The sequence below is a fragment of the Moorena sp. SIO3I6 genome, assembly GCF_010672095.1.
This window is the reverse complement of the sequence record NZ_JAAHHU010001492.1, coordinates 1-1,224: the sequence shown is the minus strand read 5'-3', so window position 1 is coordinate 1,224 and position 1,224 is coordinate 1. Positions and strand designations below refer to the sequence as shown.

The 1,224-nt window shown below is 47.3% G+C and carries 1 protein-coding gene and 1 pseudogene; one reads left to right on the top strand and one right to left on the bottom strand.

The annotated features are described in order from the left end of the window. On the top strand, positions 1–639 hold a 639-nt coding region (locus F6K49_RS50580; RefSeq protein ID WP_293110437.1), incomplete at its 5' end, for an ATP-binding cassette domain-containing protein. A 175-nt stretch (positions 640–814) separates the two neighbouring features. On the opposite strand, the pseudogene F6K49_RS50575 reads toward F6K49_RS50580, so the two are convergent. Beyond that, a pseudogene (locus tag F6K49_RS50575) lies at positions 815–1,224 on the bottom strand (3-deoxy-7-phosphoheptulonate synthase); the annotation flags it as partial.

The window sequence follows — 1,224 nt, the reverse complement described above, 5'->3', positions numbered from 1 at the left end:
GAAAAAGTTGCTTTAGTTGGTCCAACCGGTGCAGGTAAAAGTTCCATTATTCGGTTGCTGTGCCGCCTCTATGAACCAAGCCAAGGCAGAATTCTGGTAGATGGGATTGATATTCGGGATTTACCCCAAGCAGAACTACGACGCCACATCGGGGTCATCCTTCAGGAGGGATTTCTTTTTGCTGGTGATGTTAAAAGTAATATTTCCTTAGGAGAAACCTACTCCATTGAGGAAATTAAAACCTCAGCGCAGGTGACTAACGTGGCTAGTTTTATCGAAAAACTGCCCCAAAGCTACGATACCCAGCTGCGAGAGCGAGGCACTAATCTGTCTGCTGGCCAAAAACAATTGTTAGCATTTGCTCGTGCTGCAATTCGTAACCCCCAAATCTTGGTGCTGGATGAGGCAACAGCCAGTTTAGATGTGGCTACCGAGGCTCTGATTCAAGAAGCTTTGGAACGGCTGTTAGAACAGCGGACTGCAATTATTATTGCCCACCGACTGTCCACTATCCGTAATGTAGACCGGATTCTGGTACTAAAGCGAGGAGAGTTAGTAGAGTCGGGAAGCCATGAGGAATTGTTAGGGCAAAACGGGTTGTACGCTAGTTTATATAAATTGCAGATGCTAGGAGATTGATGGCTAATCTAGCATTTTCATTTAAGATGTGAAACTACCATTGATGGGAATAGGGAACAGGGAATAGGGAACAGGTAACAGTAGGAAAGAGCGATGCAGGGCTATAAGACCACCCTAAATCATTCCTTGTTCCCTTGTCCGAAGTTCCCTACTCCAGCTCAAGTAGCGCTATAGATTAAGATGCGTTCGCGTAGCGTGACCGTTCGCGTAGCGTGGCCTTTTGGCCAAGGTCAATCGCTAACTCGGGAAGAGTGACAGGTTCTGCGATCTGTCGTCCCACTGCTGCTGCCACCGGCTTTAAGCTATGAACTAAATCCACCATTGCTTCGATGGAAAGCGCCTGTCTAGCATCAGAAACGGATTTTTCTGGTTCCGGGTGACATTCAATAATCAGTCCATCTGCACCAGCTGCCACTGCAGCTTTTGCCAGAGGTGCCACTAATTCCCGCTTACCCACAGCATGGGAAGGGTCTACAATCACTGGCAAGTGAGTCAACTGCTTGAGTGCTACTACTGCTCCTAAATCTAAGATATTGCGGGTATAGTTATCGAAACTGCGGATACCTCGTTCACACAACACCACCA